Raw genomic sequence first — 26,005 nt, forward strand, 5'->3', positions numbered from 1 at the left:
CGTCCTCAAGGGCGGTTGAGCACAAGTGGCCTCTCGCCGATGAGTCTAGGAGTCGGTCGACCCGTCCCGGTCGCGGGGTGCGCCCGCAGCCGTACCGGAAGATTCCGTGGTACGCCGACGCCGGGTCAGCAACAGCCCAGCAGCCAGCACGCCGGCGCCGACCGCGACCGCCACTCCCACCAGCAGCCCCGGGCTGAGCCCGTCGGAGGTGTCGGGACCCTCGTCGCTGGAGACGACATCGCCGCCGAGGTCGGCGCCCTGGGTCCCGACGAGGGTGGCGTACCCGATGCCGGTCAGGCCGAGTACGCCCTGGCTCGTCGCGCGCAGGTCTCCGGCACCGCCCTCGGCGGCCGGCAGCGACCCGTCCGGCAGTTGCTGGGCCGCCAGCCACTCCTGGCCCGCGGTCTCGTCGCGGCCCAGTTCGGTCAGCGCGGCGACCGCGAGCCCGGTCGAGTTCACCTTGGAAAAGCCCGGAAAGCTTCCGTCGGCCGCACGCTGGGACTCCAGCCACGCGATTGCCGGCTCCTGCAGCTTGCTCGGTTCGGTCAGCCTCGACAGCGCCATGATCGCCATCGCGGTGCTGTCCACATCCGGGCTGAACTTCCCGTCGGTCTCGAACCCGAAGGCGCCCGAGCCGGCCGGGTCGACGTAGTCGCCGAGCTTGGTCACCACCTGGTCGGGGACCTCCTCGCCGGCCCAGGCGTAGGCCAGGATCGCCCAGGCCTGACCGAAGGCCGAGCCATACTGGCCCACCTGGCCGTCCTTCGCGGTGCCCTTGCCGATCGCCTCGATCAGATTCGTCCCGCCGGCATTGGCCGGATCGCCCCCGGTCGCGCTCACCAGCACCGCCAGTTTCGCCGCCGACGCGGCATCGGCATCGCCCGCGTCGGCGACCAGCTCATCGGCCAGCCGCGCGGCGTCGTCGCCCCGGTCGGCAGAGACGAGGCCGAGGGCCACATCGACCATCACCGTCGGGTCGTCGGCGGGTGCCTGTTGGGCCGCCAGCCAGGCCCCGGCGTCCGCGGCGGCCTGGGCCGGCGGCGCCGCGGCGGCCGGCAGCGCCGGCCACAGCAGCAGCAGGGTCGCGGCGAGCGCGGAGAGCACCTTCGCGAGCGGACGGGCTGGAGTCATCGGGCGTACCTCCCGGTGGCCGGACAAGTGATCGGACGCAGACGTGCGGGGCGCCGCCCGAAGGCGACGCCCCGCACGATAGACGACACCGGCCCGTTCGGCCGTGGCGTCCGCCGGAGAGCAGGTCAGTGCTGGTCGCGACGATTCTCGAACGAGTCCCGGGCCTCGCCGGCCTTGTCCTTGACGTCCTCGCCGAAGTTCTTCACGTCGGCCTTGCCCTGATCGACCTTGCCCTCGGCCTTGAGCTTGTCGTTGTCCGTCAGGTCGCCGACGGCCTCCTTGGCCTTGCCGATGGCGTCCTCGGCGGCGTTCTGGATCCGGTCACCAATACCCATGGGTCATCCCTTCGTCGGTGTTGTCCCGGCCGCGCCAGCCGCTTGCGCGTACCTGCGGCCATTGGTGTCGACAATACTCCCCCAAAGCCGGCCCCGGCGGCCGGCTCAGGGAGCTGTGGTCTGCAGGATCCGGAAGCCCTTCGCGCTGCCGACGCGTTCGGTCGGGTAGCCCTGTTCGACCAGCCAGCGCTGCAGCGAGTCGGCACCGAGGTTGCGGCCGACGACCATCCGCGCGCGGCCGCCCGATTCCAGCCTGGGCAACCATTCCAACAGCAGATCGTGCAGGGCGGCCTTGCCGATCCGGATCGGCGGATTGGACCACAGCTCGTCGTAGCGGGTGGTCGGGTCGACCTCGTCGGCGTGCAGGACGCGTACCCGGTCCGCGACTCCTGCGGCCTCGGCATTGCGGGCGCACAACTCCAGCGCCCGGCGGTTCACGTCGACGGCATCGACGGTGATCTGGGGGGCGCAGACCGCCAGCCCGATCGCGATCGGGCCCCAGCCGCAGCCGAGATCGACCAGATGGCCGCCATGGCCGGGCGGCTCGGACTCGCGCAGCAGTACGCCCGTGCCCGGGTCCAGCCCCGCGGCGGAATAGACGCCGTTCGCGGTGGCGAAGCGGAACTCGCGGTCCCAGATCGTCGCCGTCACCTCGCGCGCACGGATGGGGCCCGTGGGGGTCTCGAAGTACTGGCCGCTCACCTCAACTCCTGCCCGTCACCCGGTCCGGTTTCCGGCGGCTGCCGGTACGCTCGCGCCTCGTCCGCTCGCGCCCCCATCCGATCATCGGGGGGATAGCCGACTTCCTCAAGGGTGAGTCCGTGGGCCGGCATCACCTGGATCGACGACGGGCGGGCGGTCGCCGCCCCGGCCGCGTCCAGCCAGGCGAGGTCTCGGCGGCCCTGCCCGACCGCCACCAGCGCGCCGGCCAGGGAGCGGACCATCGAGTGGCAGAACGCGTCCGCGCGTACCCGCAGCTCGACCACCCCGGCGAACGGTCCGTCGGCGATCCGTTCCGCGTGCAGTTCGAGCAGGGTACGCACGGTGCTCGCGCCGTCGCGGCGCTTGCAGAATGCCGCGAAGTCGCGCAGGCCGAGGAGTCGCGACCCCGCCTCGCTCATCGCCTCGGGGTCAAGCGGGCCGGGCACGGCGACGACCTGGTTGCGCAGCAACGGATCGGCGGGCCGGTCGGACAGCCGATAGGCGTAGCGACGCCACAGAGCCGAGAACCGCGCATCGAATCCCGGCGCCGCCGGCCGCACGGCGGCGATCGTGATGTCGGCCGGCAGCACCCGGCGCAGCCGGCGGGTGAGTCGGTCGGGGTCGGTGTCGGCAGGCAGGTCGACGTGGGCCACCTGGCCGCGCGCGTGGACGCCGGCGTCCGTGCGGCCGGCAACCGTCAGCGGCGTCGGCGCGTCGAGGCGCAGGACCCGGGGCAGCCAGCACTCCAGCTCGCCCTGCACCGTGCGCAGCCCCGGCTGGGTCGCCCACCCGGAGAAGCCCGCGCCGTCGTAGGCGAGGTCGATTCGAAATCTCATCGGCGGCGATAGGACAGGTCGCGGATGTCGTGTCCGGCGCGTTCGCCGCGGCCCTCGAACCGGGTGATCACGCGGCCGGCCGGGCGTGGCGCCCACCCGTCGGGATGTTCGTTGATCAACTCGGGTTCGGCGTCCAGCACCCGACGCATCCGGTCGGCGTACGGTGCCCAGTCGGTGGCCGCCAGCAGGCGGCCCCCCGGCCGCAACCGGGACGCGGCGAGGGCCGCGAACTCGGGGTTCACCAGCCGTCGCTTGTGGTGGCGCGTCTTCGGCCACGGGTCGGGGAAGAAGACCCAGATGCCGGCGAGGGAGCCGGGAGCGAAGAGATGCTGCAGGCCGTGCACGCCGTTGCCCTCGACCAGCCGGACATTGCGCACGCCGGCGCGATTCAGCTTGATCATCGTGGCGGCGATCCCCGGTTGGAACACCTCGAATGCCACGATGTCGAGATCCGGACGCTCGGCTGCCATCGCCACCAGCGAGTCGCCCGCGCCGGAGCCGATCTCGACGATCAGCTCGGACCGGCGGCCGAAGACCGCGGACCAGTCGACGCTCTGCCCGGCAGAGATTGCGCCGTGGCCGGCGCCCTTGTCCACCTCGACCAGGTGGTCCGGGCCGTGTTCGCGCCAGGCCCGCTGCTGGGCCGGGGTCATCCGGGCCCGGTGGCGCACGAACGAGACCACCTCGCGGCGGTGGGACTCGGGCGGGTTGTCGGCGGCAGTCATGATCACGTCAGGATAGGGGCGGGCACGGGGGGCGCCCAGTCGTCGAACGGGTCGGACCCGGGTCAAGAACTCGAAGGCGGCCCGGGCCGCTGGCCCGGGCCGCGTTTGCAGGCCACAACGGCCTGCCCCCCCGACAGACGGCGGAGCCTCCCCGGGGAGTCATCCGCCACCAATGAAGACGAGGCACCCCGCCGACCGTGTCGCGAGATCGCGAACTTCTTTCCGGTCAGGGGATCGGGTAGCTGCCGCTGCCCGCGAGCTCCCGGCCGCCGTAGCTGCGCAGATCGGCGGTGAGCGAGCCCGGCTCGGCGCCGGGCTCCCGCGTTCCCCGGATCAGCAGCCGCCCCGGCTGCACGGCATCGACGAATGTCCGCCCGGGCACCTCCAGGTGCTCCGTGGGCTCGCCGTAGTGGAGGTCACGAACCGAGGTCAACGTATAACCCTCCGGCACGGTGAGCGCCGCCACGTAGCCCACCGGGAGGTCTTCGCTCATCTCGATCTCCATCGTCCACACGGAGGGGGCCGGGCTCGGTGTCGGGCTCGGTGTGGGTGTCGGGCTCGGTGTGGGTGTCGGGCTCGGTGTGGGTGTCGGGCTCGGTGTTGGTGTCGGTGTGGGGGTGGGCGTGCCGGTAGCGCTCGGTGACGCGCTGGGGGTCAGAGTCGGGCTGGGGGCGGGAGTCGGGCTCGAGGTCAGAGTCGGGCTGGGGGTGGGAGTCGGGCTGGGGGTGGCGGTAGGCCTCGGTGTCGGGGTGGACGTGGCGGGGCTCCTCGGTTCCGGCGGGACCGAGCGCATCGACGGGTTGGGTTTCGGCGAGACCGAGCGCAGCGACGGGCTGGGTTCCGGCGCGCGTGGTGACGGCAGCGCCGTCGGCCCGACGGGAGGGCGCGCGGGGGTGGGGGCGACGGTCGGCGCGGGACGCGGTCGGCGGACCGCATTGGCCGTCGGTGTGGCAAGCGTGGGTCCCGGGGACGCCGGTCCGGGGGTTGGCGGGCCGGCCGGGGCGCCGTCGTCGGGGCCGGGTGGGCTCATCGGGGGAGCGGGCGGGCCCATCGGAGGAGCCGGCGGACCCGCGGGGGGCGGGGGCGGGGGTGGATCCGCCGGCGGGGGTGCGCCGGCACCGTTGCCGGTCCCCGCGGCCGGTCCGAACCCGGTGGGCGCAGGGGCCTCGGGCCGGCTCAGCGCGTACGCCATCGCGGCCGCGACCGCGATGGCGAGCATCGCCACCAGGATGCGCGCAACGGAGTGGGTGGCCCGGCCGCCGTGTTCTCGGCCGCCGTCTCGCTGCCTGCCCCACCCCCGGTCACCGGGTCCCGGGTTCCCCTGCGCGCGAGCCACGGGCGCCGCGCCGGCGAGGGCATCGGCGGCGGCCCATGCGCCGGCTCCGACGACCGGTGCGATCACGGCCACGATTGCCTTGTCGATGGTCTGCAGCACGATCAGGGCGCGCCCGCAGTCGGCGCAGGTGTCGAGGTGCTCATCGACCATGCGGCGCTTCGCGGGGCCCAGGGCGTCGCGGACGTAGCGCGCCAGCAGCGGTCGGACCGGGCGGCAGGCCGGGATCTGCGCGGTCCGCGCGTGTTCGGTCAGGTACGCCTCGCGCAGCCGCTCCTTGGCGCGCCGGACGCGCGAGGAGACGCCGTTGGCGCTGACCCCCAGTTGCCGGGCGATCGCGGTCGGACGCTGCTGGTCCACGACCGCTCGCCACAACAGGTCGCGGGTCTCGGACGGGAGACTGTGCCAGGCCGCGACGGCGGTGCGCTGGTCGGCAAGCTCGGCGAACAGTTCCTCGGCCGACGGATGCGCCGCGTCCAGATCGTCGGACTGGTCGGTCGGGACCACCCGGGAGCGCGGCGAACGGGTCTCGTCGATGGCCAGCCGGCGCAGCGTGGCGTACAGATAGGCGGCGAAGTTGTCCTGTGGGCCGTTGCCCGCACGGATGGAGCGCAGCACCCGCAGATAGGACTCGCTGACCAGGTCATCGGCATCTCCGGACGGCCGCAACCGGCGCGCCAGGCGGCGGGCAGCGGGGGCGTAGCGCTCCCAGAGTTCGCCGTAGGCATGGCTTCGGCCCGCCCGCACCTCGGCGAGCAGGGCAGCATCGGGCTCGGCCCCGGGTCCCGGTTCTCCACCGGTCCCCGGGGCCTGCATCACGTCGTCGGTGCGGCGACCGTTCGACGAACGAGATCCGTCACCAGTCGGTGCCGGGTCGTCGCCGTCGAACACATCCCCCGTTCCGGTCACGGTCCTCGCTCAACGCTTGTCCATGGGGACGAAGTCGCGCCCACGGTGGCCCGTGTAGATCTGCTTCGGCCGGGCGATCTTCTGCTCCGGGTCGTTGATCAATTCCTTCCACTGGGCCAGCCAGCCCGGTGTGCGGCCGATGGCGAACAGCACCGTGAACATCTCCGGCGGGAACTGCAGGGCCTCGTACAGCAGCCCGGAATAGAAGTCCACATTGGGATAGAGCTTGCGGGAGACGAAGTAGTCGTCCTCCAGCGCGATCTTCTCCAACTCCTGGGCGATCTTGAGCTGCGGGTTGACACCGGTCACCTCGAAGACGTCGTCGACGGCCTTCTTGATGATCTTGGCCCGCGGATCGTAGTTCTTGTAGACCCGGTGCCCGAAGCCCATCAGGCGCTCGTTGCCGGCCTTCACGCCCTCGATGAAGTCGGGCACGTTGGCGACATCGCCGATCCGGCGCAGCATCTTCAGCACGGCCTCGTTCGCGCCGCCGTGCAGCGGTCCGTAGAGGGCGCCGATGCCTCCGGCAATCGCCGAGTACGGATCCACCTGGGTCGAGCCGATCGAGCGGACCGCATTGGCCGAGGCGTTCTGCTCGTGGTCGGCGTGCAGGATGAACAAGACCTCCATCGCCCGGACCAGTCGCTCGTCGGCCTGGTAGACCGGCTCGGACATCTTCCACAGCATCGACATGAAGTTCGCCGTGTAGGACAGGTCGTTGCTCGGGTAGATGTAGGGCTTGCCCTGCGCGTGGCGGTAGGCGAACGCGCCGAGTGTCGGCATCTTGGCGATCATCCGGATGATCTGCAGATCGACGACCTCCGGGTCGTGAATCTGGTTGGCCTCGGGGTAGAACGAGGACAGGGCGGCCACCGACGACATCAGCATCGACATCGGGTGCGCGTCATAGCGGAAGCCCTGCATGAAGGTCTTCAGGTTCTCGTGCACATAGGTGTGGTTGGTCACCCGGTCCACCCAGGTGGCGAGCTGGTCCTCGGTCGGCAGTTCGCCGTTCAGGAGCAGGTACGCCACCTCGAGAAAGGTCGAGTTCTCGGCCAGTTGTTCGATCGGGTAGCCCCGGTACTCCAGGATGCCCTTGTCGCCGTCGATGAACGTGATGGCGCTCTTGCAGGAGGCCGTGTTGACGAATCCCGGATCGTAGGTGGCCAACGCGCGCTCACCGTCGACAGCGAACTTCTTCAGGTCGCCGGCCCGGATCGTGTCGTCGCTGATCGCGATCTCTTCTTCGCCACCCGTGCGGTTGTCGCGGATGCTGAGCGAATCGGTCATGGGACAAACCTAGGGCGCGATGACACCAGTTGCCCAACTGGGTCAGTCCCGGACTCGTGCGATTCGCATCACGTGGTCGCGCCGGCGCGACTAGTGTCCGAGACGACGGAACCCGGCGGCGGTGGCCGGGCTCGGCGGATGCGACGGGGTCCCGTACGGGCGGGGCACTGGGTGAGGGGAGTCGAGATGCGATCACCTTTGAGTCGATGACCACCTGGGAAACCCACCCCGTCACGCCGCGACGGTTCGACGACTTCGCCGATGTGATCAATCCGAACCGCCGCGCCACGCACTGCTGGTGCCTGTCGCATCGGCTGCAGCAGAGCCAGATCACCGAACTCGGCGGCACCGGCGACGACGCCCGAGCCTGCGCAGCGCGCAAGCTTGCCCGCCGCAAGCATCCGATGGGGGTGGTGACCTATCGCGATCAGACGCCGGTCGGCTGGTGCTCGATCGGCCCGCGTACCGACATCCCGAGGCTCGAGGCATCGAAGCTGATCAGACCGGTCGACGACGTCGCGGTGTGGAGCATCATCTGTGTGGTGGTACGCAGCGGCCATCGCCGCCAAGGTGTGACCGAGAAGTTGATCAGCGGCGCGGTCGACTACGCCGCATCGCGCGGTGCGCCTGCGGTCGAGGCGTACCCGGTGGATCCGGGTGGCAAGCGGATGGACCTGACGATGGCGTTCGTCGGCACGCGCGCCATGTTCGACCAGGCCGGGTTCGCGGTGATCGGGCAGACCGACGCGGTCGCCAGCAAGATGCCGCGTCTCATCATGCGTCGCACCCTGTGATCAGGTTCGCGCCGCGCGGGAGCCCCGGGCGCTCGGCGCCGCGGGCGCGACTAGTGTCCGAGACGACGGAACCCGGCGGCGGTTGCCGGACTCGACCGGTGCGACGGGGTCCCGGACGGGCGGGGCACGGGGTGAGGGGAGTCGGGATGCGCAGGGTTGTCGGCCTGATGGTGGCGGCAGTGGTCGCCTGGACCGCGGTGGGCGCGACGGCGTACGCGCAGCCGCCGAGCGCGCCCCCGACACCGAGCCCATCGCCGAGCCCATCGGCCGGCGTGACGCCGGGGGCCACGCCGACGCCGACCGGCGAGGCGACCGCCTCGCCGAGGCCGACGACCCCGTCCGCCACCCCCACCGAGACCCCGAGCCCCACCGAGACCCCGAGTTCCAGCGCCACCCCGAGTCCCAGCGCCACGCCGAGCGTCGAACGCCACGAGCTGGCCGCGGAGACCCCGATCGCCGCGCGGTACCGGGCCTCCGGCGGCGCCGCCGGGCCGCTCGGCGCGGTGACCAAGGCGGAGACCGCGGTGCCCGGCGGGCGGATGGCGCGCTACCGCAACGGCGCGATCTACTGGTCGCAGGCGACGGGCGCCAAGATCATCGACGCGCGGATGCTCGCCGCCTTCGACCGGGTCGGGCTCGCCCGCGCCGGCTTCCCGACCGACGAGCGCAGTTGCGGCCTCGCCGACGGCGGCTGCCTGCAGCGCTTCACCAAGGCGATCATCTACGACCAGCGCGATGCCGGCGTCCACGCGGTGACCAATCAGCTCCTCGGTCGGTACGCGGACCTGCGCTGGGAACAGGGGCGCCTGGGATACCCGATCGCCGACGAGCTGTGCGGCCTGCGCGACGGCGGCTGCTCCCAGCGGTTCCGCGGCGGCCTGGTGCTGTGGAGTTCCGCGACCGGCGCGTGGCCCACCTGGGGCAACATCGGGATCACCCACGCCAACCTCGGTTATGAGCGCGGCCGGCTCGGCTACCCGACGACGGGTGAGCGGTGCACTCTGAAGGACGGCGGCTGCTACCAGAAGTTCGCCGGCGGCGACATCTACTGGTCGCCCCGCACGGGCGCGCACCCCGTCTGGGGCTCGATCCGCAACACCTGGGCCGGGCTCGGCTGGGAGCGCGGCCGGCTCGGCTTCCCGATCAGCGCGGAGAGCTGCACGTTGAAGGACCGCGGCTGCTACCAGAAGTTCACCGGCGGATCGATCTACTGGACCGCCAGGACCGGGGCCCAGCCGATCTGGGGCGGCATCGCCGCGGCCTGGGGCGCCCAGGGCTGGGAGCGCGGCCGGCTCGGCTTCCCGACCACCGGCGAGCGGTGCACCCTGAAGGACCGCGGCTGCTACCAGAAGTTCACCGGCGGATCGATCTACTGGACTCCCAGGACCGGCGCCCGGCCGGTCGTCGGGGCGATCGAGAAGGCCTGGGCCGCGCAGGGCTGGGAGCGCGGGCTGCTCGGCTTCCCGACCGGCAGCGAGTGGTGCCGCGACGGGAAGTGCCGCCAGGACTTCCAGTACGGGCGGATCACCTGGGACGGCTCGCGCGCCTCGACCGAGTACCGGCAGAACGCAACCATCCGGCGTACCTCCAGCTCCGACGTGCGCTACACCTACCGCTCCGGCTGCCCGGTCGGTCCGGGCAGCCTGCGCACCATCGACATGAACTACTGGGGCTACGACGGCCGGATCCATCGCGGCCAGATGATCATCCGCGACAGCTACGCCCAGCGCGTCGTGGACGCGTTCAACGACGCATTCAAGGCCCGCTTCCCGGTGGCCCGGATGGACAACCCGAACGTGTGGCGCGGCAACGACCCCGACCAGATGGTCGCGAACAACACCTCGGGCTTCAACTGCCGGTCGGTGGTCGGCAACCCGCAGGCGGTCTCGCCGCACTCCTACGGCACCGCGGTCGACACGAACACCGTGCAGAACCCGTTCCGGGACAAAAACGGCACCTGGTGGCCGTCGAACGGCCGAGGCTACGTCCAGGACGGTCAACTCAACCGCAAGATCACCTCACAGGGCATGTTGTGGACGGGCAGCTCGCTGACCCGCGGGTTCGAGAGCCGCGGCTGGTTCTGGGGCGGGCGCTGGAACCCGGGCCGGGACTACCAGCACTTCAACTGGGGCCCGTGATGAAGGCTCGCGCGCTGCTGGCGGCCGCCGGCGCGGTCCTGGTGCTGGGTGGTTGCAGCCAGCCCGGCCCGGCGCCGGACCCGTCGCCCGGACCCAGCGAGGAATCGGTGCTGCCGCTGCCGCCCGGCGAGACCCTGCCGCCGGAGCCACCGCCCCGCGACGCGCCGTCCGCGGGCACCAGCCCGGCGGCCGTCACCGCGGGGCCGCTGACGCCCGCGGATCTTCCCGACGAGGTGCTCGGGTTCGCCGCGCAGGAGCGGCCGCCGGCCGAGAACGAGTACGTGCCGAACGGCACCTGGACCCACGAGGTCGCCGGCGAGCGGGCCGGGTGGGAGGCCATGCCGACCTGTCCCGGCAACACCGGCGGTGGCTGGCCGGCCGCCGCCTTCGCGCTGGCCGGTACCTATCTGGATGACCGCGACCGACCGGGCAACGGCCTGTTGTTGCAGTTCGGGTCGGCGGGGGATGCGACGGCGTACTTCGACACCTATCTGGCCGTGCTGGCCAGTTGCCCCGCCACCGACGCGATGCCGGCCGCCCAGCGGGTGGCCGCCGGCGAGGGGTGGTACGCCGGACGCCGCGACTACGGTGGCGAGCGCTGGTCGGAGGTGGTGGCCCGCCGGGGCGACCGGGTGGCGTTGATCATCGTCAACGACGACGACGCCGCGTCCGAGGCGCAACTGCGCGGCCTCGGGGAGCGGCTGAGCCGGTGACCGCGCGGTTTTGACCGCCAGCCCGGCGCGCGGGTATCTTAAGACGCTGTTGCGCTCAGGCATGCCCTCGGGGTCCCCGCTCCCAAGGTGCGCGCTGTCTGGCGGGCCGACTTGGCAGAGGCCTCCGCGAGACTCGCAGCGCACACCGAGACCTGTTCGGTACGCCCGCCCGGCGTTCCGGACGACAACACCCGAACACCAAGGATCATCAACGTGTCCACGTACAGCCCGAAGCCTGGCGAGGTGACCAGGAACTGGCATGTGATCGACGCCGAGGACATCGTGCTCGGCCGGCTCGCGGTCAGCGCGGCCGGTCTGCTCCGCGGCAAGCACAAGCCCACCTACGCCCCGCACGTCGACACCGGGGACTTCGTCGTCGTCGTCAACGCCAGCAAGATCGCCCTGTCGGGCAACAAGCGGACCGACAAGTTCGCCACCCGGCACTCCGGTCGCCCCGGCGGCCTGAAGCAGGTCGCCTACGGTGAGCTGCTGGAGTCCGACCCCCGGCGCGCCGTCGAGCTCGCCGTGTGGGGGATGCTCCCGAAGAACAAGCTGAGCCGCAAGCAGATCAAGAAGCTCAAGGTCTACGGCGGCGCCGAGCACCCGCACACCGCGCAGCGGCCCCAGCCCTACGAGATCACCCGCATCAGCCAGACCGAGAAGGGGACGGCCAAGTGACGCAGCGAAACGTCAGCGAGAACACCGAGTCCGTCGAGACCACCGACGAGGCGCCGGCGTCGTTCGCCGAGGGTGGCCGCACGATCGCCTACCGCTCCGAGGCCGCCGGCTCCGGTTCGGCCGCGGCGGAGTCGACCGCCCGCCCGGCCGTCGTCGCCCCGGGCGCCGCGACCGGCCGCCGCAAGGAGGCCGTGGCCCGCGTCCGGATCGTTCCCGGCAGTGGCCAGTGGACTATCAACGGCCGCAACCTCGAGGACTACTTCCCCAACAAGGTGCACCAGCAGATCGTCTCCGAGCCGTTCGGCACCGCCGGTGTCGAGGGCTCCTACGACGTGATCGCCCGGATCGACGGCGGCGGCGCGAGCGGCCAGGCCGGGGCGCTGCGCCTCGGGGTGGCCCGCGCGCTGAACGGCGTCGACGCCGAGGCCAGCCGCTCGGCGCTGAAGAAGGCCGGCATGCTGACCCGCGACGCGCGGATCAAGGAACGCAAGAAGGCCGGCCTGAAGAAGGCCCGCAAGGCACCTCAGTACTCCAAGCGCTGATCTGCCGATGGCGGGCCTGTTCGGCACCGACGGCGTCCGCGGACGGGCGAATGTCGACCTGACCGCGGAGCTGGCGCTCGACCTGTCGGTCTCTGCCGCCCACGTGCTGGGCGAGGTCGGAGCCTTCGACGGGCACCGTCCGGTCGCGCTGGTCGGCCGCGACCCGCGCGCCTCCGGGGAGTTCCTGGAGGCCGCGGTCGTGGCCGGCCTGGCCAGCGCCGGGGTCGATGTGATCCGGCTCGGCGTGGTGCCGACGCCCGGGGTGGCGTACCTCGTCGCGAACTCGCGCGCCGATCTCGGCGTGATGATCTCGGCCAGCCACAACCCGATGCCGGACAACGGGATCAAGTTCTTCTCCCGCGGCGGGGCCAAGCTGGACGACGGCCTGGAGCAACGGATCGAATCCCAGTTGCGGGCCGAGTGGCAGCGCCCGACCGGCGCCGCCGTCGGCCGGGTCACCGATGACGGTGCCGCCGTCGACGCCTATGTCGAGCATCTGGTCTCCTCGGTCGCGCCGGTACGCCTGACCGGGCTGAAGGTGGCGATCGACGCCGCCAACGGCGCGGCGTACCGCACCGCTGCCCAGGCCTGCCGGGCGCTGGGTGCCGAGGTGATCGCGATCCACGCCGAGCCGGACGGCACCAACATCAACGACGACTGCGGCTCGACCCACCCCGGCTCGCTGCAGCGCGCGGTCGTCGAGCACGGCTGTCACGCCGGTTTCGCGCTGGACGGCGACGCCGACCGCTGCCTGGCGGTCGACGAGTCCGGCGCCATGATCGACGGCGACCAGATCCTCGCCGTGCTGGCCCTGGCCCTGTCCGAGGCCGACGAACTGGTCGGGGACACCCTGGTCGCCACGGTGATGAGCAACCAGGGCCTGGTCAATGCGATGACCGAGGCGGGTATCTCCGTCCAGCGCGCCGCCGTCGGCGACCGCTACGTGCTGGAGCTGATGAACGCCCAGGGCTTCTCGCTCGGCGGTGAACAGTCCGGCCACGTGATCATGTCGCGCTGGGCCTCCACCGGGGACGGCACCCTGACCGCGCTGCAGTTGCTGCGCCGGATGGCCGATACCGGCCGCTCGCTCGCCGACCTGGCGTCGGTGATGCACCGGCTGCCGCAGGTCCTGGTCAATGTCTCCGGTGTCGACAAGGCCCGGGCCGGGACCGATCCCGGCGTGCTGGAGGCCGTGCAGGCCGCGAGCCGGCGGCTGGGCGACTCCGGGCGGGTGCTGCTGCGCCCCTCGGGCACCGAGCAGCTCGTCCGGGTGATGGTCGAGGCCGCCACCCACGAGGAGGCCGACGCCGTCGCGGATTCCCTGGCCGGCGTGGTGCGGGAGCACCTCGGCCTCGGCTAGAGCTTTCTGATCCGCACCCATTCGACGCTGTGGTCGGCGGCCTTGCGCAAGATGGCCGTGGCACGGCCGCGGGTGGGGGCGATGTTGCTGACCAGGTTGGGGCCGTTGATGCTGTCCCAGATCTCGCCGGCGCGGGTGACGGCCTCGTCCCGGCTCAGGTCGGCGAACCGGCGGAAGAACGAGCGCGGATCGCGGAACGCGGTCTCGCGCAGCATCAGGAACCGGTCGATGTACCAGCGCCGCACGTCGTCGACCGAGGCGTCGACATAGACGGAGAAGTCGAAGAAGTCGCTCAGCGCGAGGCCCGCGGTGCCGTCCGCGCGAACCCGGGCGGGCTGCAGCACGTTCAGGCCCTCGACGATCAGGATGTCGGGCTGCTCCACGACCACCTGCTCGCCCGGCACGATGTCGTAGACCAGGTGGCTGTAGACCGGCGCCTCCACCCTGGGCAGGCCGGACTTCACGTCGACCACGAACCGCTGCAGGGCCCGCCGGTCGTAGGACTCCGGGAAGCCCTTGCGCAGCAGCAGCCCGCGGCGCTCCAGCTCGGCATTGGGGTAGAGGAAGCCGTCGGTGGTGACCAGGCTGACCCGCGGGTGCTCGGGCAGGTTGGCCAACAGCTCGCGCAGCAGCCGCGCTGTCGTGGACTTCCCGACCGCCACCGAGCCGGCCACACCGATCACGAACGGGGTACGCCGCACCGAGAGCCCGAGGAAGGCGTTGCTGGCGCGATAGAGATCGCCCGTGTGCTGCACATACTTCGAGATCAACCGGGTCAGCGGCAGATAGACCTCGACGACCTCGTCCAGGCTGGTCGGGTCGCCCTGGCCGCGCAACTGGTTCAGCGTCTGCTCGTCCACCGTCATCGGGGTCGAGGCGGCGAGGCGGGCCCAGTCGGCCCGACGAAGTTGGACGAACGGGCTCTGGCCGACCTCGCGGAGGTCGGCCGGACCGGGCGGGGCGACGGCGCCATGATTCACGCCCGCCATTGTGCCGGACCGCTCGCGGGCGCTCCCGGCGGCGTCGCACGCGGCATCATCAGATAACTCTTATGCAACATACTGTGCGTTTCGCGGTCAGAACTGTGCGATACCCATATGGTTGGCACGCTGATCCGGCCGGACGAGCTGCCGGATCCGGCCGCGGGCTGCGGCGCGGTCGACCGGACGGGCACGAGCGTGGGAGGCGCGATGCACAAGGGAAAGACGCTCTTCCTGTTCTCCTTCCTCGTGGTGCCGGTCCTGATCTTCGCGCTCTTCGTGATCTCGCCCTTCCTGCAGATCTTCTATCTGGCGCTGACCGACTGGACCGGCTACACGCCGAACTACAACTTCGTCGGGCTGCAGAACTTCCAGTCGCTGTTCAGTCAGGCAGGCGTCCTGGACCGCGAGTTCTGGGCCGGCCTGCGCAACAACCTGATCCTGCTGGTGGTGGTGCCGGCGATCACGCTGACCATCGCGCTCTTCTTCGCCACCATGCTGAATCTCGCCGGCAGCACCAGGGCCGGACAGCTCAAGGGCGTCAGCGGCGCGGGCTTCTACCGGCTGCTGTTCTTCCTGCCGCAGGTGATCTCGGTCGCGGCGCTGGCGATCATGTTCCAGCAGACCTTCCAGCCGAACGGCCTGCTGAACTGGCTGGTACGCCTGATCACCTTCTCCCCGCCCGGCCCGAACGAGGCCGCCGGGCAGGCCTGGCTCGCGCAACCGTGGACCGCGCTGGGTGTGGTGATCTTTCTCCTGGTCTGGATGAACGTCGGCTTCTACATGGTGCACTTCACCGCCGCGATGGCGGCCATCCCGCGCGAGCTGCTGGAGGCGGCGGCGATCGACAAGGCCAGCAAGGTGCAGACCTTCTTCCGGGTCACGCTGCCGCTGCTCTGGCCCGCCGTGCAGACGGCCCTGGTCTATCTGATGATCATGTGTCTGGACGTGCTGGCCATCGTCAACCTGATGACCATCGGGCCGGGCGGGCCGGACAACGCGACCACCGTGATGGCGCTGTCGGTGTTCAAGGCCAAGACCCAGGGCCTGTTCGGCTTCTCCTCGGCCGAGGGCGTGATCGTGTTCGCCGTGACGGCGATCGTGGCCGCTGTGATGTTGCGGATCACCCGCAGGGAGCAGGTGGAGCTGTGAGCACGAAGGTGCAGGCCGCGCCGGGCGTACCCTCCCCGGAGCCGGCATCCGATATCGCACCCGAGAAGGTGCACGCGCGCTCCGGTCCGCTGATCGGGATCACCCACGTGCTGCTCGCGGTCTGGGCGCTGGTCGTCGCGATCCCGGTGATCTGGGTGTTCATGAGCTCGCTGAAGACCGACAACGAGATCTTCGTCGAGTCCTACCGGCCGCCGTTGGTCCCGCAGTGGGACAACTACGCCCGGGCCTGGAACGAGGCGAACTTCTCGATCTACTTCATGAACAGCGTGATCGTGGTCAGTTGCTCGGTGGTGCTGGTCATGCTGCTCGGCTGCATGGTCTCCTACTGCATCGCCCGCTACGTCTTCCCCGGCCGCAAGGCCCTGCACTTCGTGTTCATCGTCGCCAACGCGATCCCGCTGTTCATTGCGCTCGTCCCGCTGTTCGGGATCATGCGCTCGATGGGCCTGCTGAACACCTATCAGGGCCTGATCCTGGTCTACGTCGCCTGGGCGATGCCGTTCACCGTGTTCTTCATGACCTCCTATTTCGCGGCGCTGCCGAAGGAGGTCCAGGAGGCCGCCTTCGTCGACGGCGCCGGCCACTTCACCACCTTCTTCAAGGTGATGTTGCCGATGGCCCGGCCGGGCATCGTCGCGGTCGGCCTGTTCAACACCCTCGGGCTGTGGAACCAGTACCTGATCCCGCTGTTCATCAACACCGACCCGAGGATGTATGTGATCACCCAGGGGCTGGGCAAGATGGCTTCGGAGGCCGGGTACGCCTCGGACTTCTCCGGGTTGTTCGCCGGCCTCGTGATCGGCATGGCGCCGGTGCTGATCGTGTACCTGTTGTTCCAGAAGCAGATCCAGACCGGGATGACAGCGGGGGCGGTCAAATGATCGCCGCCGACCCGGAGACCCAGACCATCCCGGCAATGTCGCCGGGCAGGAGAAGGAGAGTTGACCGATGTCCGATGAGCTGAATCCGGCGGCGGCCTTCGTCACCCGGCGCACCGTGATCAGGACCGCGGCGATCACCGCAGCCGTCGCCGGCACCGGGCTGGCCAGCGCCTGCGCGACCGGTGGTGGTGGCGGTACGCCCGGCGGCGACGCCGGCGGCACCGAGGAGAAGACGGCCGAGAACCCGTTCGGCGTCGACAAGTCCAAGCCGCTCGAGGTCGTCATCTTCAACGGCGGCTACGGCGACCAGTACGGCACCGAGCATGTCGCCCTCTACAACAAGTGGGCCGGCGGCGACGTCGCCAAGATGGTCTCGACGACCAAGATCGCCACCGAGCTGCAGCCGCGGTTCTCCGGCGGCAATCCGCCCGAGGTGATCGACAATGCCGGCGCGGACGCCATGCCGACCTCGGCGCTGGTCGCGCAGAACCAGCTCGCCGACATGACCGTCCTGCTGGACGCCCCGACCATCGACGACCCGAACACCAAGATCCGCGACTACCTGCTGCCCGGCACGGAGGAGATCGGCTCCTACGACGGCGTGATGCGGGCGCTGAACTACATCTTCTCGATGTGGGGCTGGTGGTACTCCTCCAAGCTGTTCGACGAGAAGGGTTGGCAGATCGCCAAGACCTGGGACGAGTTCCTGGCCCTGTGCGACACGATCAAGGGCACGGGCCTGGCGCCGATCATCCACACCGGCGTACACACCCAGTACATGACCGCCATGCTGACCTCGACCGCCATCAAGAACGGCGGCCTGGACATCATGTTGAAGATCGACAACCTCGCCGACGATGCCTGGACCAATGACTCGGTGCTGATGGCGGCCAAGGAGTACCAGGAGCTGTACGACAAGGGCTTCATCTTCAACGGCTCCGAGGGCATGGACCACACCACCAGCCAGGCCGAGTGGCTGAACGGCCGCGGCGCGCTGCTGCCGTGCGGCTCGTGGCTGGAGAACGAGATGAAGGGCAAGGTGCCGGACGGCTTCGACATGAAGACCTTCCCGACACCGTCCAGCCCCGGCGACCAGTTGCCGTTCGAGGCGCTGCACGGCGGCGCGGGCGAGCCGTTCATCGTTGCCGAGCAGTCGGCGAACAAGCCGGGCGGCATGGAGTACCTGCGAATGATGCTGAGCAAGGAGGCGACCACGCAGTTCGCCAACCTGACCGGCAACCTGTGCGCGGTGAAGGGCGCCGGCGACAACCTGACCGACCCGTCGACCGCGCTGAAGTCGGTCGCGGACTGGGTCAGCGCCGCCGGCGAGAACGTCTTCTACCCGCTCGCGTTCACCTGGTACGCCGCGCTCAAGGACGGCCAGAAGGACCCGATGCGGGCCCTGCTGAACGGCAGCATGAAGGCCGAGCAGTACTGCGAGACCATGCAGGGCGTGTCCGACTCGGTGAAGAACGACCCGAAGATCACCAAGTTCAACCGCACCGCCTGAGGATTCTCCGGCAAGCAGCGGCTGACGAGGCCCGTCCCGGCGCGACCGGGGCGGGCCTCGCGCGTTTTCCGCGGATCGCCGACCGGCGGGTAATCTGCCCGCCATGTGCGGAATCATCGGCTACGTCGGGCCCCGGAGCCTGCCCGAGGTCCTGGTCAATGGCCTGCGTCGGCTCGAGTACCGGGGCTATGACTCGGCCGGCATCGCGGTCGTCGACGGGGGCGAGACCCTGGTGGCGAAGAAGGCCGGCAAGCTGGCGAACCTGACCGCCGAGCTGGCCGAGGTCCCGCTGCCCGACGGCAGCGCCGGCATCGGGCACACCCGGTGGGCGACGCACGGCGCGCCGAACGACGTGAACGCCCACCCGCACCGGGCCACCGGCAGCAACGGCAACGGCTCCGACCGGGTGACGCTGATCCACAACGGGATCATCGAGAACTACGCCGAGCTGGCCGCCGAGCTGGCCGCCGACGGGCTCGTCCCGGTGTCGGAGACCGATACCGAGATCGTCGCGCTGCTGCTGGGCCGCGAGGTCGAATCGGGTACGCCGCTGCCGGCGGCCATGCGGGCGGTGTGCCGGCGGCTGGAGGGGGCCTACACCCTGGTCGCCGTCGACTCGGACGATCCCGACCGGGTGGTCGCCGCGCGGCGCAACTCGCCGCTGGTGGTCGGCGTCGGCGAGGGGGAGAACTTCGTCGCCTCCGATGTGGCGGCCTTCATCGAGCACACCCGCGAGGCGATCGAGCTCGGGCAGGACCAGATGGTCGTGATCACTCCCGAGGGCGTCGAGGTCACCGACTTCGACGGCGCGCCGGCGCCGACCCGTGCCTATCACGTCGACTGGGATCTGACCGCGGCCGAGAAGGACGGCTACGACTGGTTCATGCGCAAGGAGATCTTCGAGCAGCCGCGCGCCGTCGCCGACACCCTGCTCGGGCGTACAGATGCGGAGGGCCGGCTGCTGCTGGACGAGTCCAGCATCTCCGCCGAGGAGCTGCGCGCCATCGACAAGATCATCGTGGTCGCCTGTGGCACGGCGTTCTATGCCGGGCTGGTGGCCAAGTACGCCATCGAGCACTGGACCCGGATCTCGTGCGAGGTCGAGCTGGCCAGCGAGTTCCGCTACCGCGACCCGATCGTCGACGCCCGCACCCTGGTGGTCACGATCTCCCAGTCCGGCGAGACCATGGACACGCTGATGGCGATCCGGCACGCCCGCGAACAGGGCGCGAAGGTGATGGCGATCTGCAATACCAACGGCTCGACGATTCCGCGCGAGTCCGATGCGGTGATCTACACCCATGCGGGCCCGGAGATCGGCGTTGCCTCGACCAAGGGCTTCCTGACCCAGGTCGTCGCCTGCTATCTGCTCGGGCTCTATCTCGCCCAGGTGCGCGGGACCAAGTTCGGCGACGAGGTGGCGGCCACGCTGGCCGAGCTGCAGCGTACCCCCGAGGCGATCCAGCGGGTGCTGGACGACCTGGAGGTCGTGCACAAGCTGGCGCGCGACCTGGTCGATGCGCCGTCGGTGCTCTTCCTCGGCCGGCACGCGGGCTACCCGGTGGCGCTGGAGGGCGCGCTGAAGCTGAAGGAGCTCGCCTACATCCATGCCGAGGGCTTCGCCGCGGGCGAGCTGAAGCACGGCCCGATCGCCCTGATCGACACCGACCTGCCGGTCTTCGTCGTCGTGCCGCCGAAGGGTCGCGACCAACTGCACGACAAGGTGATCTCCAACGTGCAGGAGATCCGGGCCCGCGGCGCGCGGACCATCGTGCTCGCCGAGGAGGGCGATGCCGATGTCGCGGCCTATGCCGACACCTTGATCACCCTGCCGAAGGTGCCGACCCTGCTGCAGCCCCTGCTGGCCACCGTGCCGCTGCAGGTGTTCGCCTGCGAGCTGGCCACGCTGAAGGGTCACGACGTCGACCAGCCGCGCAATCTCGCCAAGTCGGTCACCGTCGAGTAGGCAGGCGGATGATCATCGGCATCGGCGTCGACGTCTGCCAGATCGACCGCTACGCCGCGGCGGAGGATCGCCGTCCCGGCTTCTCGGCCCGCTGGCTGACCGAGGCCGAGGTTGCGCTGCCGCTGTCGTCGCGGGTGGCCCGGTTCGCGGCGAAGGAGGCCCTGGCCAAGGCGTTGCTGTCCGAGGGCGGCCTGCGCTGGCACGATGCGGAGGTGGTGCGCGACGAGCACGGCCGACCCCGCTTCGAGATCACGGGCACGGTCGCCGCGCGCGCAGCCGAGCTCGGCGTGGACAAGATCCATCTGACGCTGTCCCACGACGCCGGGATCGCCGCGGCGTACGTGATCTGCGAGCGGAGCGAGCCGTGAGGCCCCGGCTCGCGCGGTTCCGGACGGTGGGGCACGCGTCGTGAGGTACGCGTGGACGGTGGCGGCGATTCGCGCCGCCGAGGAGGCAGCACCGGAGCTGGCGACCGGCGAGCTGATGCAGCGCGCCGCGGACGCGGTCGCCCGCGAGGCCGGACCCGATCGGCCGGTGCTGATCCTCGCCGGCCCGGGCAACAACGGCGCCGACGGCCTGTGGGCGGGGGAGCGGCTGGCCCGCGCCGGCGCCTCCGTGGCCGCCTGCGCCGTCCTCGGCGGCGCCGACGACACCGCGGCGGCCGCGCTCACGGCGGCGGGCGGGTCGATGATCGACATCGACGATGCGCTGGCCATGATCGGGCCGCAGGTGTTGATCATCGATGCGATCCTCGGCATCGGTGCCCGGCCCGGGCTGCGGGGCGCGGCAGCCGATGCTGCGCGACTGGCGCGCGAGCGTGGGGGGCCCGTGCTCGCGGTCGACCTGCCGTCCGGCCTGGACGCCGACGGTGCGGTCGCGCCCGGGTCCGCGTTCCGCGCGGATCGCACGGTGACCTTCGGCGGGCGCCGCCTGTGTCACCTGCTCCGCCCCGCCGCCGATGCCTGCGGCGAGGTCGTGGTGGCCGACATCGGCATCGACCTGCGCGCGGAGGCGGCGCTGCTCGCCGGTTGGCAGGCGGCCGACGTGGCCCGCGCCTGGCCGGTGCCGGGGGCCGGCGACGACAAGTACTCCCGCGGGGTGCTCGGCATCGACACCGGCTCGGCGCGCTACCCGGGGGCGGCGGTACTGTCCTGTACCGGCGCGGCCTGGTCGGGCGCGGGCATGATCCGCTACGCCGGCCCGGGCGAGGCTGGCCGTGAGGTGGTCCGCGCACTGCCCAATGTGACGATCGGCACCGGCCGGGTGCAGGCATGGCTGCTCGGCTCCGGCTGGGGCGAGCGGCCCGATGCCCGCACCCGGGTGGACAGCGTGCTGGCCCTCGGCCTGCCGACCGTGCTGGACGCGGACGCCATCGCGGCCCTGCCGCGGCACCCGCTCTCCGGGCGGGTGCTGCTCACCCCGCATGCCGGGGAACTGGCCCGGCTGCTGGACACCGAACGCGCCGTGGTCGAGGCCGACCCGATTGCTGCCGGTCGCCGCGCGGCCGAGATGACCGGCGCCTGCGTACTGCTCAAGGGCACCAACCAGTTCGTCCTCGCGCCCGGGCACGATCAGGTGTGGCTGGCGGCCCCCGGCCCGGCGTGGACCGGTCAGGCAGGCTCCGGCGACACGTTGGCCGGCATCTGCGGAACGCTGCTCGCCGCCGGCCTGCCGGCCGCCGATGCTGGCGTGGCGGCCGCATCGCTGCAGGCGATCACTGCCGAGCGGCACCCCGGCCCGTACCCGCCGCAGGTGCTGGCGAGCTACCTGCCGGCGACGATCGCCGCGTTGCTCCGGGAGGCGCGATGACCGACCACCCGGGCCCCACCGACCCGCGGACGGCGTCCGCCGTGATCGATCTCGGCGCGCTGCGCGCCAACCTGGCGGCGATCGGCGCGCTGGTCGCCCCGGCGCGGGTGATGTTGGTGGTCAAGGCCAACGCCTACGGGCACGGCATGTTGCCGATCGCGCGGGCCGCGCGCCGGGCGGGGATCGAGTGGCTCGGCGTCGCCACGCCGCAGGAGGCCGCGGCGCTGCGGGCCGACGGCGACACGGGGCGGGTGCTGGCCTGGTTGTACGGCGAGGACACCGAGCTCGCCCCCCATGTGGCCGCGGGAATCGACCTGACCGCGCACCGGCCGGCGCAACTGGCCCGGCTCGCGGCCGCCGCGCGGGCGACCGGCTCGACCGCCCGGGTACACCTGAAGGCCGACACCGGGCTGCACCGCAACGGGGCCCGGCCCGAGGACTGGGCGGCCCTGTGCGCGGCGGCCGCCGAGGCGGAGACCGACGGGCTGATCGAGGTGGTCGGCATCTGGTCGCACTTCGCCAGCGCCGACAGCCCCGAGGATCCGAGCATCGCCGACCAGCAGGCGGCCTACGAGCGGGCGGGCCGGATCGCCCACGAGCACGGCCTCCGGCCGCCGATCCGGCACCTGGCCAACTCGGCCGGCGCGCTGGCGACCCCGGGATCGCGGTTGGACCTGGTCCGGATCGGGATCGCCGGCTACGGCGTCGATCCCGCCGACGGCAAGCTCGCGGCCGATGCCGGGCTGGACCTCGCGCCGGTGATGCGGCTGCGCGCCCAGTTGGTGGCCGTGAAGCCCCTGCTGGCGGGGGAGTCGGTGTCGTACGGGCAGACCTGGACGGCGCGCACCGACACGGTCGTGGGGCTGGTGCCGCTGGGGTACGCCGACGGCGTCCCGGTCGCGGCCAGCAACGTCGCCTCGGCCCGCGTCGGCGACCGGCTCGCCCCGATCCGTGGGCGGGTCTGCATGGACCAGTTGGTGATCGACCTGGGCGCCGGCGCGACGGAGCGGCCGGGCGACGAGGTCGTGCTGTTCGGTGCGCCGGAAGGACCCCGGGCCGAGGACTGGGCACGCGAGACGGGCACCATCGGCTACGAGATCCTGACCAGGGTCAGCGGCCGGGTGCCGCGGGTGATCATGGAGGAGCCAGATGTCTGAGGGCAGTCGGAGCGCCGGGCGCGGGGCGGTACGCGGGGCCACGGACGCCGCCCGGCGAGGACTCGCCGCCGGGCACCGGGTGCCCGGGGTGGCGCCGCGGTCGGCCGCGGAATGGGTGCACCGGCTCGCCGGTGGCCCGCGCCCGGCCCGGGCGTACCCCACGCCTGGGGCGTCACTGACCGCCGGCGGGATCGCCAAGGGCGTCGGCATCGCGGCCGGCGTCACCGCGCTGGCGGTGGGTGCAGTGGCGGCCGGGCTGGAGGTGCAGTCCCGGGTGCTGGCGCGGCGGCTGCGCGATGTGGACCGCGAGACCGCGGACCTGTTCGCGCTGCACAGCGAGGGCCGCGAGCTGACCACCCCCGACGGCGTCCGGCTGCACGTCGAGGTGGTCGAGGCGCCGGATGCGCCCGACGACCTGACGGTGGTCTGGGTGCACGGGTACGCGCTGAGCATGGACAACTGGTACTTCCAGCGCAAGGCATTCGCGGGGCAGTTCCGGTCGGTGTTCTACGACCAGCGCTCGCACGGCCGGTCCGGGCACTCGGCCCCCGAGCTGGCCCGCGTGCCGCAACTCGGCGCGGACCTCGAACAGGTGATCGACGAGGTCGTCGGCGACGCGCCGATGGTGCTGGTCGGGCACTCGATGGGCGGCATGACGATCATGAATCTCGCCCGCCGCCGGCCGGAGTGGTTCGGCGAGCACGCCCGGGTCCGCGGTGTCGCGCTGCTGAACACGAGCTCCGGCGCGATGGGTCGGCACTCGATCGTGCCGGGGATCCCGGGCACGTTGTTCTCCCGGCTGGCGCCGCCCGTGCTGACCACGCTGAACCGGCTGCCGGGGTTGGTCGGCCACGTCCGCCGCCGCAGCGGCGATGTGAGCTTCGTGGTCGCCCGGCGGCTCAGCTTCGCCGATCGGAACGTGTCGGCGAAGAAGGTCGAGTTCCTCAACGAGATGTTGCAGGCCACCCCGCTGGACGTGGTCGCCGACTTCTACCCGACCTTCGCCACGCTGGACGAGTCCGGGTCGTTCGCGGCGCTCGCCCGGACCGACCTGTTGATCATCGGCGGCACCGATGACCTGATCACGCCCTACAGCCACACCGAGACCTTGATCGAATCCCTGCCCGGCGCGGAGCTGCTGCGGCTCACCGAGACCGGGCACATGTCCATGATCGAACGCGACGAGCAGGTCAATGCGGCGCTGGCCGGACTGTTCGGCCGGGTCCGCGCCGCGTCCGGCTGACGCTCAGAACGGCAGCGAGGCCCGCTGGGCGCGATGCTCGGCGATCGCCTCGGCGTAGTGGCCGAGCAGCCGGTCGCACATGTAGGGCCAGGTCCGGTGTTCGACGGCCGCCCGGGCGGCGGCGCCGAAGTTCGCCCGCTTGCGGTCGTCGCCGAGCAGGTCGCGGACGTGGGCCCGCATGCCGGCCAGATCGCCGGGGGAATACAGCCAGCCCGTGCGGCTGGGGTCGATCAGGTCGATCGGGCCACCGCGGGCCGGGGCGATGGTCGGTACGCCGGAGGCCTGCGCCTCCTGGATCGACTGGCAGAAGGTCTCCAGCTCCCCCGGGTGCACGAACAGGTCCATCGACGCCAGCGCCCGGGGCAGCTCGTCGCCGGTGCGCTGACCGAGGAAGACCGCGTGCGGCAGGATCTGCTCCAGCTCCGCGCGCCGCGGCCCCTCGCCGATGATCACCGTGCGGGTGCCGGGCAGGTCGGCCAGCACCTCCAGGTCGTCGACCTGCTTCTCCGGTGCCAACCGCCCGACATAGCCGATCAGCATCTCGCCGCGGCGGGCGTACCGACGCCGGAAGGCCTTGTCCCGCTTGGCCGGATGGAACCGGACCGAGTCGACGCCGCGGCCCCACAGGCCGACGCGCCGGACGCCGATGTCGATGAGCTGCTTGCGGGCCGCCCGGGACGGGGCGAGCGTCATGGTGGCGAGCTGGTGCACATTGCGTACCCACTTCCACAGCAGCGGTTCGGCCTGGGGCAGGCCGTAGCGCGCGGCATAGGTGGGGATCTCGGTCTGGTAGATCGCGACCGTCGGCAGGTCGAGGCGGCGGGCCGCGGCCAGCGCCCGCTGACCCATCGCGAACGGCGCGGCGAGGTGCACGACATCGGGGGCGAAGGCGGACAGCTCGCGCTCGATCAGCCACTGCGGGGTGGTGGCGACCCGGAAGCTCGCATAGCCGGGCATCGCGACCGACGGCAGGTGCACGACGGGGAAGCCGGCATAGCGCGCCGGCGCCCGGCCACCGGCCGACGGCGCGAGCACGATCGCCTCGTGCCCGTTGTCCCGGAGATGCTCGAGCACCCGCAGGACTGAGTGGGTGACCCCGTTCACCTGCGGGAGGAAGGACTCCGTAACCACAGCGACCCTCACGTGTGTCACCTCACTCGCTCTCCTGGTCACGCAGCCATCGGGGATCGAACGTGTCCCCGAACACAAGGTAACGAATCAGCCAACGCCCGGGCGCTCGGGTCGGTAGCGGGCTGCGAGGCCGTCGACGATCACCGTCAGCCCGAAGTCGAAGCTGTCGGGCACCGGCGCGTCCTCGACCACTCCCAGGCCGCGGAACTGGTCGCGCGCCTGCCAGGCCAGGGTCTGTCCCAGCACGTAGTGCAGTGCGGTCTCGGCGGCCGCGGTCGCGTCGGCCCGCGGAAAGCCGGCCGCACGGAGCAGGGCGCGGGCCGCGGCCGCGGGGTCGAGCCCGCTCTCCGGCCCGGCCAGCGCGACGGCGCTGGAGACCAGTTCGGCGCCGTCGCGGTGGGCGAGCAGCCGGGAACGCAGCGCGTGCGCCCAGGCGGTGAGGCCGGCCGCCCAAGCGGTCGCAGCGGCGGGGGCGGGTTCGCCGACGATCCGGCGGGCCAGCCGGATCAGCAACTGCTGCTTGTTCGGCACGTGCCAGTAGAGCGCCCCGGGCGCCACGTCGAGCGTGGCCGCGATCCGGCGCATCGAGAGATCGCCCAGGCCGTAGCGGTCGAGGATCCCCAGCGCGCAGCGCTCGATCTCGTCGGCGGTCAGTGGCATCGGGGCACA

24 protein-coding genes are annotated in these 26,005 nt (G+C 71.5%); 14 read left to right on the forward strand and 10 right to left on the reverse strand.

Annotation, left to right across the window (positions count from 1 at the left end):
* Window positions 1-45: 45 nt before the first annotated feature.
* From ACXDC7_RS06185 to ACXDC7_RS06215, 7 genes are all read right to left on the reverse strand, one after another.
* The gene (locus ACXDC7_RS06185; RefSeq protein WP_179444341.1) at window positions 46-1,131 is read right to left on the reverse strand and encodes a prenyltransferase/squalene oxidase repeat-containing protein; all 1,086 of its coding nucleotides are present in this window, start codon (window positions 1,129-1,131) and stop codon (window positions 46-48) included.
* A 125-nt stretch (window positions 1,132-1,256) separates the two neighbouring features.
* Window positions 1,257-1,466: a CsbD family protein gene (locus ACXDC7_RS06190; RefSeq protein ID WP_179444340.1), complete on the reverse strand. Its 210-nt coding sequence runs from the start codon at window positions 1,464-1,466 to the stop codon at window positions 1,257-1,259.
* Between the two features lie 105 nt (window positions 1,467-1,571).
* Complete coding sequence (locus ACXDC7_RS06195; RefSeq protein WP_179444339.1) at window positions 1,572-2,168, reverse strand: methyltransferase; 597 nt, start codon at window positions 2,166-2,168, stop codon at window positions 1,572-1,574.
* Window positions 2,165-3,004, reverse strand: coding sequence for a tRNA pseudouridine(38-40) synthase TruA (gene truA / locus ACXDC7_RS06200; protein ID WP_179444338.1), 840 nt, complete (start codon window positions 3,002-3,004; stop codon window positions 2,165-2,167). Before truA ends, ACXDC7_RS06195 begins: the two co-directional genes overlap by 4 nt.
* A complete protein-coding gene (trmB, locus tag ACXDC7_RS06205; RefSeq protein ID WP_459221546.1) occupies window positions 3,001-3,729 on the reverse strand; it encodes a tRNA (guanosine(46)-N7)-methyltransferase TrmB in 729 nt (242 codons plus the stop codon). The genes truA and trmB overlap by 4 nt, the downstream gene beginning before the upstream one ends.
* Window positions 3,730-3,955: 226 nt before the next feature.
* Window positions 3,956-5,971 carry a sigma-70 family RNA polymerase sigma factor gene (locus ACXDC7_RS06210; RefSeq protein WP_459221547.1) on the reverse strand — a complete coding sequence of 672 codons (2,016 nt, stop codon included), beginning with the start codon at window positions 5,969-5,971 and terminating at the stop codon, window positions 3,956-3,958.
* Between the two features lie 9 nt (window positions 5,972-5,980).
* Entirely contained in the window at window positions 5,981-7,261 is a 1,281-nt protein-coding gene (locus ACXDC7_RS06215; RefSeq protein WP_179444335.1) for a citrate synthase, read from the reverse strand.
* Window positions 7,262-7,467: 206 nt separating this feature from the next.
* On the opposite strand from ACXDC7_RS06215, the gene ACXDC7_RS06220 reads away from it, so the two are divergent.
* The 6 genes from ACXDC7_RS06220 (at window position 7,468) to glmM (ending at window position 13,486) form a co-directional block, all read left to right on the forward strand.
* On the forward strand, window positions 7,468-8,055 hold the full coding sequence (locus ACXDC7_RS06220) for a GNAT family N-acetyltransferase (RefSeq protein WP_459221548.1): 588 nt from the start codon (window positions 7,468-7,470) through the stop codon (window positions 8,053-8,055).
* A 146-nt stretch (window positions 8,056-8,201) separates the two neighbouring features.
* Entirely contained in the window at window positions 8,202-10,193 is a 1,992-nt protein-coding gene (locus ACXDC7_RS06225; RefSeq protein ID WP_459221549.1) for a M15 family metallopeptidase, read from the forward strand.
* Window positions 10,190-10,906, forward strand: coding sequence for a hypothetical protein (locus tag ACXDC7_RS06230; RefSeq protein WP_179444332.1), 717 nt, complete (start codon window positions 10,190-10,192; stop codon window positions 10,904-10,906). The genes ACXDC7_RS06225 and ACXDC7_RS06230 overlap by 4 nt, the downstream gene beginning before the upstream one ends.
* Window positions 10,907-11,119: 213 nt before the next feature.
* The gene (rplM, locus tag ACXDC7_RS06235) at window positions 11,120-11,584 is read left to right on the forward strand and encodes a 50S ribosomal protein L13 (protein WP_179444331.1); all 465 of its coding nucleotides are present in this window, start codon (window positions 11,120-11,122) and stop codon (window positions 11,582-11,584) included.
* Window positions 11,581-12,126 carry a 30S ribosomal protein S9 gene (rpsI, locus tag ACXDC7_RS06240; protein WP_459221550.1) on the forward strand — a complete coding sequence of 182 codons (546 nt, stop codon included), beginning with the start codon at window positions 11,581-11,583 and terminating at the stop codon, window positions 12,124-12,126. Before rplM ends, rpsI begins: the two co-directional genes overlap by 4 nt.
* 7 nt (window positions 12,127-12,133) lie before the next feature.
* Window positions 12,134-13,486 carry a phosphoglucosamine mutase gene (gene glmM / locus ACXDC7_RS06245; protein ID WP_179444329.1) on the forward strand — a complete coding sequence of 451 codons (1,353 nt, stop codon included), beginning with the start codon at window positions 12,134-12,136 and terminating at the stop codon, window positions 13,484-13,486.
* On the opposite strand, the gene coaA is transcribed toward glmM, so the two are convergent.
* Window positions 13,483-14,475, reverse strand: a complete 993-nt coding sequence (coaA, locus tag ACXDC7_RS06250; protein ID WP_179444328.1) for a type I pantothenate kinase — start codon at window positions 14,473-14,475, stop codon at window positions 13,483-13,485. The two genes, glmM and coaA, sit on opposite strands and share 4 nt — an antisense overlap.
* A 108-nt stretch (window positions 14,476-14,583) precedes the next feature.
* Here coaA and ACXDC7_RS06255 point away from each other — a divergent pair, with 108 nt between their 5' ends.
* The 8 genes from ACXDC7_RS06255 to ACXDC7_RS06290 all read left to right on the forward strand — a co-directional run bounded on the left by ACXDC7_RS06255 (window position 14,584) and on the right by ACXDC7_RS06290 (window position 24,205).
* Entirely contained in the window at window positions 14,584-15,618 is a 1,035-nt protein-coding gene (locus ACXDC7_RS06255; RefSeq protein WP_218843701.1) for a carbohydrate ABC transporter permease, read from the forward strand.
* On the forward strand, window positions 15,615-16,520 hold the full coding sequence (locus ACXDC7_RS06260; RefSeq protein WP_218843699.1) for an ABC transporter permease subunit: 906 nt from the start codon (window positions 15,615-15,617) through the stop codon (window positions 16,518-16,520). Before ACXDC7_RS06255 ends, ACXDC7_RS06260 begins: the two co-directional genes overlap by 4 nt.
* Before the next feature lie 67 nt (window positions 16,521-16,587).
* Window positions 16,588-18,030 carry an N-acetylglucosamine/diacetylchitobiose ABC transporter substrate-binding protein gene (gene ngcE, locus ACXDC7_RS06265; protein WP_179444327.1) on the forward strand — a complete coding sequence of 481 codons (1,443 nt, stop codon included), beginning with the start codon at window positions 16,588-16,590 and terminating at the stop codon, window positions 18,028-18,030.
* Window positions 18,031-18,133: 103 nt separating this feature from the next.
* Window positions 18,134-19,996 carry a glutamine--fructose-6-phosphate transaminase (isomerizing) gene (gene glmS / locus ACXDC7_RS06270; RefSeq protein WP_459221551.1) on the forward strand — a complete coding sequence of 621 codons (1,863 nt, stop codon included), beginning with the start codon at window positions 18,134-18,136 and terminating at the stop codon, window positions 19,994-19,996.
* Window positions 19,997-20,004: 8 nt separating this feature from the next.
* Complete coding sequence (locus ACXDC7_RS06275) at window positions 20,005-20,364, forward strand: holo-ACP synthase (protein WP_179444325.1); 360 nt, start codon at window positions 20,005-20,007, stop codon at window positions 20,362-20,364.
* A 58-nt stretch (window positions 20,365-20,422) separates the two neighbouring features.
* Complete coding sequence (locus ACXDC7_RS06280) at window positions 20,423-21,805, forward strand: NAD(P)H-hydrate epimerase (RefSeq protein WP_459221552.1); 1,383 nt, start codon at window positions 20,423-20,425, stop codon at window positions 21,803-21,805.
* Window positions 21,802-22,962 (forward strand): alanine racemase, encoded by a 1,161-nt coding sequence (gene alr, locus ACXDC7_RS06285; protein ID WP_459221553.1) that lies wholly within the window; start codon window positions 21,802-21,804, stop codon window positions 22,960-22,962. The genes ACXDC7_RS06280 and alr overlap by 4 nt, the downstream gene beginning before the upstream one ends.
* Entirely contained in the window at window positions 22,955-24,205 is a 1,251-nt protein-coding gene (locus ACXDC7_RS06290; protein WP_179444322.1) for an alpha/beta fold hydrolase, read from the forward strand. The genes alr and ACXDC7_RS06290 overlap by 8 nt, the downstream gene beginning before the upstream one ends.
* Window positions 24,206-24,208: 3 nt before the next feature.
* Here ACXDC7_RS06290 and ACXDC7_RS06295 read toward each other — a convergent pair whose 3' ends face one another.
* Together ACXDC7_RS06295 and ACXDC7_RS06300 are read right to left on the reverse strand one after the other, a co-directional pair.
* Complete coding sequence (locus ACXDC7_RS06295; RefSeq protein ID WP_179444321.1) at window positions 24,209-25,348, reverse strand: glycosyltransferase; 1,140 nt, start codon at window positions 25,346-25,348, stop codon at window positions 24,209-24,211.
* 75 nt (window positions 25,349-25,423) lie between these two features.
* Complete coding sequence (locus ACXDC7_RS06300; RefSeq protein WP_459221554.1) at window positions 25,424-25,996, reverse strand: TetR/AcrR family transcriptional regulator; 573 nt, start codon at window positions 25,994-25,996, stop codon at window positions 25,424-25,426.
* Between the last annotated feature and the right edge of the window lie 9 nt (window positions 25,997-26,005).

It is taken from the genome of Naumannella huperziae (assembly GCF_054073625.1).

Coding starts and splice junctions, on each gene's coding strand:
- glmM (WP_179444329.1), top strand. CDS start 12,134: ATGGCGGGCCTGTTCGGCACCGACGGCGTCCGCGGACGGGCGAATGTC.
- ACXDC7_RS06215 (WP_179444335.1), bottom strand. CDS start 7,261: ATGACCGATTCGCTCAGCATCCGCGACAACCGCACGGGTGGCGAAGAA.
- alr (WP_459221553.1), top strand. CDS start 21,802: ATGACCGACCACCCGGGCCCCACCGACCCGCGGACGGCGTCCGCCGTG.
- truA (WP_179444338.1), bottom strand. CDS start 3,004: ATGAGATTTCGAATCGACCTCGCCTACGACGGCGCGGGCTTCTCCGGG.
- ACXDC7_RS06220 (WP_459221548.1), top strand. CDS start 7,468: ATGACCACCTGGGAAACCCACCCCGTCACGCCGCGACGGTTCGACGAC.
- ACXDC7_RS06185 (WP_179444341.1), bottom strand. CDS start 1,131: ATGACTCCAGCCCGTCCGCTCGCGAAGGTGCTCTCCGCGCTCGCCGCG.
- ACXDC7_RS06275 (WP_179444325.1), top strand. CDS start 20,005: ATGATCATCGGCATCGGCGTCGACGTCTGCCAGATCGACCGCTACGCC.
- ACXDC7_RS06225 (WP_459221549.1), top strand. CDS start 8,202: ATGCGCAGGGTTGTCGGCCTGATGGTGGCGGCAGTGGTCGCCTGGACC.
- ACXDC7_RS06255 (WP_218843701.1), top strand. CDS start 14,584: ATGGTTGGCACGCTGATCCGGCCGGACGAGCTGCCGGATCCGGCCGCG.
- ACXDC7_RS06190 (WP_179444340.1), bottom strand. CDS start 1,466: ATGGGTATTGGTGACCGGATCCAGAACGCCGCCGAGGACGCCATCGGC.
- glmS (WP_459221551.1), top strand. CDS start 18,134: ATGTGCGGAATCATCGGCTACGTCGGGCCCCGGAGCCTGCCCGAGGTC.
- ACXDC7_RS06290 (WP_179444322.1), top strand. CDS start 22,955: ATGTCTGAGGGCAGTCGGAGCGCCGGGCGCGGGGCGGTACGCGGGGCC.
- ACXDC7_RS06300 (WP_459221554.1), bottom strand. CDS start 25,996: ATGCCACTGACCGCCGACGAGATCGAGCGCTGCGCGCTGGGGATCCTC.
- coaA (WP_179444328.1), bottom strand. CDS start 14,475: ATGGCGGGCGTGAATCATGGCGCCGTCGCCCCGCCCGGTCCGGCCGAC.
- ngcE (WP_179444327.1), top strand. CDS start 16,588: ATGTCCGATGAGCTGAATCCGGCGGCGGCCTTCGTCACCCGGCGCACC.
- trmB (WP_459221546.1), bottom strand. CDS start 3,729: ATGACTGCCGCCGACAACCCGCCCGAGTCCCACCGCCGCGAGGTGGTC.